Consider the following 5,886-nt stretch of genomic DNA (forward strand, 5'->3'; position numbering starts at 1 on the left):
CCCCACATCCGTGTGGGGGCCCCTTCGTCATGTCCTAAACCCGATTCTTCACGATGCACAGTGTCTGCGGTCACGCTGATGCGCCGATTGTCGTCGAGCGTGGCCGGGATGTGCGCGCGGGAGCCGTGGCCGAACTGCGACGTCCCGGGTCGGCGTGAGCCCTCGCCGGACAGTTGGCCGCCGCCGGCCGATTGATTTCTTATAAGAGCGACAGCCCACGAGGCGCTAGTTTGGGGGCCCCACAGCAGAGGAGATCCCCGTGGGCACGGTGGTCATGTACGGCTCGGTGTCGGTGGACGGCTTCGTCGCGGACGAGCACGACCAGCCCGGACCGCTGTTCGACTGGTTGTCCAGCGGTGACGTCCCGTTGAACGAGAGCGGCGAGTTGAAGGTGTCGCAGGTGTCCTACGACTACATCCGGGCGTACTGGGACCAGATCGGGGTGACAATCGCCGGCCGCCACGTCTTCGACATGACGGACGGCTGGGACGGGACGCCTCCGAGCGGGATCGACCACGTGGTCGTCGTGACGCACCGGCCGGAGCCCGAGGGCTTTGACCCGAAGGCGTTTCACTTCGTCGACGGCGTCGAGGCAGCCGTGGCCAAGGCGCAGGAGCTCGCGGGTGACCGCTTGGTCGAGGTCGCCGCTGGCGACGTCGGTGGCCAGGTGCTTGCCGCGGGTCTGGTCGACGAGGTGCGCATGGACGTCGTACCCGTCGTGTTCGGGTCCGGCAAGCGCTACTTCGGGTCGGTCGACGCGCAGCACCTGTTGGAGGATCCTGACGTGGTGATTCAGGGCAACCGGGTACTTCACCTGCGCTATCGGGTGCGCCGCTGACCGATCTGCCATGTAAACGCCAAACCGAGAACCGGTTTCAAAACTGTCGGTGTGGTGCGCTTGAATCGCGGCATGACCTGGTTCACCGAGGACGATCTGCGGGCCGCGGCGGGCGAGGGGTCCTTTCGACGCGGGCGCGACTATGTCGACGCGGTCGGCGAGTTGGAGCCCACCGCGCTCGGGGTGCGGGCGTGCGTGCGGGGCACGGACGTCTACGAGGTGTGGCTGGGCCGGGGGAACGACACGCTGTCCGGCGAGTGCGGGTGTCCGTTCGGGCTGGAAGGGAACTTCTGCAAGCACTGCGTGGCGGTCGGGTTGGCGCTGCTGGCGGAGGGGTCGCCCGTGCCGGACACCGACCTCGGCGCGTATCTGCGGTCACTCGACCAGCGCGAGCTCGTCGACCTGTTGCTGGCGCAGGCACAGCGCGACCCGGCGCTGTACCGCCAGCTGGTGATGCGGGCCGGCGCCTCGGGTGCGCCGCAGGTCGCCGTGTTGCGCCGGCAGCTCGACACCGCGCTGCGAGTCCGTGGGGTGGTGGACGGCGACTACGCGGCGCGGGCCAAGGACGTCCTCGACACGGTCCACGACCTCGTCGAGGCCGGGCACGCCGCCGAGGCACGGCCGCTGGCCCGGCACGCGGTCGAGCTGCTGGCGGCCGCGGTGGGCTCGGTGGACGACCCGGTCGGCACGCTCGCGGGAGTGTGCCGGCGGGCGGTGAAGCTGTACGCGCGGGCGTGCACGGCGGCCCGGCTGAGCCCGGCCAAACTCGCGGCATGGCTGTTCGAGCTGCGGCGTGGGTGGACGACGTGGCCGGCGATCGACCTCGGTGACTTCGCGGAGCCGTTGGGCGAGGCGGGAATGGCCGCCTATCGCGCGCTCGTGGACGAGGCGTGGCATGCCCTGGACGACGACGATGACCCCACCGTGCTGCGTGCGATGCGCGAGCAGCTGGCCAAGATCTCCGGCGACGTCGACGAGATGGTCGAAGTGCTGGCCGACGACCTGCCGGCGCCGCGCGCGTACCGGGCCGTCGTCGAGCTGTTGCGGCACGCCGGCCGGCTGGACGAGGCCATCCGGTGGGCGGAGCGCGGGGTGGCGTCGACCAACGACGTGGCGCTGACCGAGCTGCTCGTCAAGTCCTATGTGGACGGACAGCGTGGTGACGACGCGGTGGAGATGAGGAAGGCCGCGTTACGGTCGGCGCCGACCAGGCGCACCTACGCCCGGCTGCGGGAGACGGCCGTTGAGGTCAGGGTCTGGTCGGGGCTGCGGTCGTGGGCGCTGGACGTGCTGGCCGCCGAGCCGTCCGAGCTGGTGGGCGCTTTGCTGGACGACGGCGAGGTCGAGCAGGCGTGGCGGGCCGCGCTCAAGTACGACCGCGTGGGGATCGAGGTGGCGAGGGAGCGGTGTGCGACGCGTCCCGAGGAGGTGCTGCCGGCGTACCGGTCGTTGGTGGAGGCGTGCCTGTCCCGGGGCGGCCGGGACGCGTACCGGGAGGCGGGTCTGCTGCTGCGGGAGTTGGCGGAGGCGGCGGAGCGGTGCGGGGAGTCGGTGGAGGAGTTCGTGTCGTCGCTGCGGGCGCGACACGCACGGAAGCCGGCGCTGCTCGACGAGCTGCGGAAGGCGGGGTTCTGACTGATGTGGATGAACTGAGGGGCAACCTCGAGTCTGGTGGACTCGCTGCGCCACGGGCGATGTCTCGAAAGACGCTCTCATGTCATTGAACGTCCCGATCGCGTCTTTCAGGACAGGGCGCGCCTGAGTGTCTCTCAGGACCTCCGGGGCCGCGCTCATGGGCGCTGCAGGTACGTCCGCAGGTGTTGTGCCGTCAGGGAGTCGCCGTCGGTCACCAGGGTGGCCGGGGTGCCTTCGAAGATCACTCGGCCGCCGTCGTGGCCGGCGCCGGGGCCCAGGTCGATGATCCAGTCCGCGTGGGCCATCACCGCCTGGTGGTGCTCGATCACGATCACTGTGTTTCCCTTGTCCACCAGGCGATCCAGCAGCGCCAGCAGTTGGTCCACATCGGCCAGGTGCAGGCCCGTCGTCGGTTCGTCCAGGATGTACGTGCCCGCGCCCTCCGCCATGTGGATGGCGAGCTTCACGCGTTGGCGCTCGCCGCCCGACAGGGTGGTCAGCGGCTGGCCCAGGCCCAGGTAGCCCAGGCCGACATCGGACAGCCGGCTGAGGATGGCGTGTGCGTTGCCGCTCGGGAAGAACTCCCGCGCCTCGGCGACCGACATCGCGAGCACCTCGCTGATGTTCTTGCCGCGCAACACATAGCGCAGCACCTCCGGCGTGAACCGCTTGCCCTCGCACTGCTCGCACACCGACGCGACGCCGGCCATCATCGCCAGGTCCGTGTAGACCAGCCCGATGCCCTTGCAGTTCGGGCACGCGCCCTCTGAGTTGGCGCTGAACAGCGCCGCCTTCACGCCGTTGGCTTTGGCGAAGGCCGCGCGGATCGGGTCGAGCAGGCCCGTGTACGTGGCCGGGTTCGAGCGACGGGAGCCGCGGATCGGCGACTGGTCGACCACCGTCACGTCGTTCCGTGTGGACAGTGAGCCGTGGATCAGCGAGCTCTTCCCCGAGCCCGCGACACCCGTGACCACGGTCAGCACACCGAGCGGCACGTCCACGCTGACGTTCTGGAGGTTGTGCCGCGACGCGTCTCGGATCGGAAGCGTGCCGGTCGGGGTGCGGAAGTTCTCGCGCAGCCGCACGCGGTGGTCCAGGTGCCGCCCGGTGAGCGTGCCGGACGCACGTAGACCGGCCACGTCACCGGTGTAGCAGATCTGCCCGCCGGCCGGGCCCGCGCCGGGGCCGAGGTCGACCACGTGGTCGGCGATCTCGATGGTCTCCGGTTTGTGCTCGACCACGAGCACGGTGTTTCCCTTGTCGCGTAAGCGAAGCAGTAGCTCGTTCATCCGCTGGATGTCGTGCGGGTGCAGCCCGACGGTCGGCTCGTCGAACACGTACGTCGCGTCCGAGAGCGCGGAACCCAGGTGCCGCACCATCTTCACGCGCTGCGCCTCGCCGCCGGACAGCGTCCCCGACTCGCGGTCCAGTGAGAGGTAGCCGAGCCCGATCTCCACGAGCGAGTCGAGCGTCTCGCCGAGCGTCCTCAGCAGTGGCGCCGCCGAGGGCGCGTCGACACCGCGGACGAACTCGGCCAGGTCGCTGATCTGCATGGCGCAGCATTCGGCGATGTTCAGCCCGTTGATCCGCGACGACAGCGCCGCCTCGTTCAGCCGCGCGCCATGGCACGTCGGACACCGGCTGAACGTCACCGCCCGGTTGATGAACGCGCGGATGTGCGGCTGCACGGCCTCCTTGTCCTTCGACAGGAACAGCCGCTGCACCTTGACGACCAGGCCCTCGTAGTTCGTGTTGATGCCGCCGTACTTGATCTTCGTGGCCGGCTTGTACAGGAAGTCGGCCCACTCCTGCTCGGTGAAGTCGGCCAGCTTCTTGTCCGGGTCGACGAACCCGGAGTGCGCCATCGACTGCCAGTACCAGGAGTCGACCGCGAAGTTGGGCACGGTGATCGCGCCCTCTTTCAGCGACAGCTCCTTGTCCACCAGCTGGTCGACGTCGATCGAGTTGACCTTGCCGAGGCCCTCGCACTCCGGGCACATGCCGTCGGGCAGGTTGAAGCTGAACGCGGGCGATGGACCGACGTGCGGCTCGCCGACACGGCTGAACACGATCCGCAACATGGTGTGCGCGTCGGTCGCGGTGCCCACGGTGGACCGCGAGTTCGCGCCCATCCGCTCCTGGTCGACCACGATCGCGGCCGACAGGTTGCGGAGCTGGTCGACGTCGGGCCGGCCGAGCGGCGGCATGAACGACTGGAGGAACGCCGAGTAGGTCTCGTTGATCAGCCGCTGCGACTCGGCGGCGATCGTGCCGAACACCAGCGACGACTTGCCGGACCCGGACACCCCGGTGAACACCGTGAGCCGCCGCTTGGGCAGGTCGAGCGAGATGTCGGCCAGGTTGTTCTCCCTGGCGCCGCGCACCTCGATCTTGTCGTGGCTGTCCGCAGCTGTTCTCTCCATGCCGCCTCTCTCTTTATGGTGTAAAGTGTTGTCACCGTACTTTACGGCGTAAGGAGATGCAAACTTGGTCGTGTACGCAGGTCAGGGCAACCCGCGCCGGGCCATGGAGCTGCTCTGGCGCACGCCGGGCGAGGAGGCGACGAAGCCGGGCCCGAAGCCGGCGCTGACGGTCGACGGCATCGTCGCCGCCGCCATCCAGGTCGCCGACGAGCGCGGCATGACGGCCCTGTCGATGCGGACGGTCGGCGAGCGCGTGGGCCGTACCGCCATGGCGCTCTACACCTACGTGCCGAGCAAGAGCGAGATCGTCGACCTCATGTACGACTCGGTGCACGCCGAGGCGCACCGCACCTACGACCTCAGCGCCGGCTGGCGGGCCGCGCTGACCGCGTGGGCGGAGGACATGTGGTCGTTCTACCTGCGCCATCCGTGGGTGCTGCAGGTGTCGCAGGCGCGGCCGGTGCTGGGCCCCAACGAGTACGTCGTCCTGGACACGGTGCTGGGGATCATGTTCGAGACCGGCCTGGCACCAGCGGAGATCCGGCGGCTCACGGGCGCGCTGTTCCAGCTCGTCCGGGGCATCGCACTGGTCGTCGCCGAGGCGCGGGAGGCGGCGGCCGCCACCGGCACAGGGGAGGACGAGTGGTGGCACACCCGCGCGCCGCTGCTCAGCGAGATGGCACCGGACTTCGCCACCCGGTTCCCGATGGTCACGAAGCTGGCCGAGGCCGGCGGTTTCACACTCGCCGACGAGACCGTGCCGTACCTGGAGCAGTCGTCGAAGGAGACATTCCGCAGCGGCCTGGCAGCCTTCCTCGACGGCATCGAGGCGAGCATGACCGGCGAACACTGAGCCTCTGAGGTTGGCTTCGCGGGCGCAGGCGCGCAGCGCCGCCCGCGAGGCGGGGTTGCGTGCCGCCCGCGAAGCGGGCTGTGCCCGACCGCCCGCGAAGCGGGCTGTGCCCGACCGCCCGCGAAGCGGGCTGTGCC

At 69.6% G+C, this 5,886-nt stretch carries 4 protein-coding genes; 3 read left to right on the top strand and 1 reads right to left on the bottom strand.

Features of this window, described 5'->3' with window-relative positions; genetic code table 11:
* Positions 1-259 precede the first annotated feature (259 nt).
* Both VF106_RS26480 and VF106_RS26485 read left to right on the top strand, forming a co-directional pair.
* A complete protein-coding gene (locus VF106_RS26480; RefSeq protein WP_330842554.1) occupies positions 260-838 on the top strand; it encodes a dihydrofolate reductase family protein in 579 nt (192 codons plus the stop codon).
* Positions 839-910: 72 nt separating this feature from the next.
* A complete protein-coding gene (locus VF106_RS26485; RefSeq protein ID WP_330842555.1) occupies positions 911-2,473 on the top strand; it encodes an SWIM zinc finger family protein in 1,563 nt (520 codons plus the stop codon).
* A 155-nt stretch (positions 2,474-2,628) separates the two neighbouring features.
* Here the strand turns inward: VF106_RS26485 and VF106_RS26490 are convergent, their stop codons facing one another.
* The gene (locus tag VF106_RS26490; protein ID WP_330842556.1) at positions 2,629-4,896 is read right to left on the bottom strand and encodes an ATP-binding cassette domain-containing protein; all 2,268 of its coding nucleotides are present in this window, start codon (positions 4,894-4,896) and stop codon (positions 2,629-2,631) included.
* 64 nt (positions 4,897-4,960) lie between these two features.
* On the opposite strand from VF106_RS26490, the gene VF106_RS26495 reads away from it, so the two are divergent.
* Positions 4,961-5,749 (top strand): TetR/AcrR family transcriptional regulator, encoded by a 789-nt coding sequence (locus VF106_RS26495; RefSeq protein WP_330842557.1) that lies wholly within the window; start codon positions 4,961-4,963, stop codon positions 5,747-5,749.
* Positions 5,750-5,886: the final 137 nt, after the last annotated feature.

Origin of the sequence: Actinophytocola sp., from assembly GCF_036378875.1 — a bacterium.
In the GTDB taxonomy this organism is placed as follows: domain Bacteria; phylum Actinomycetota; class Actinomycetes; order Mycobacteriales; family Pseudonocardiaceae; genus Actinophytocola.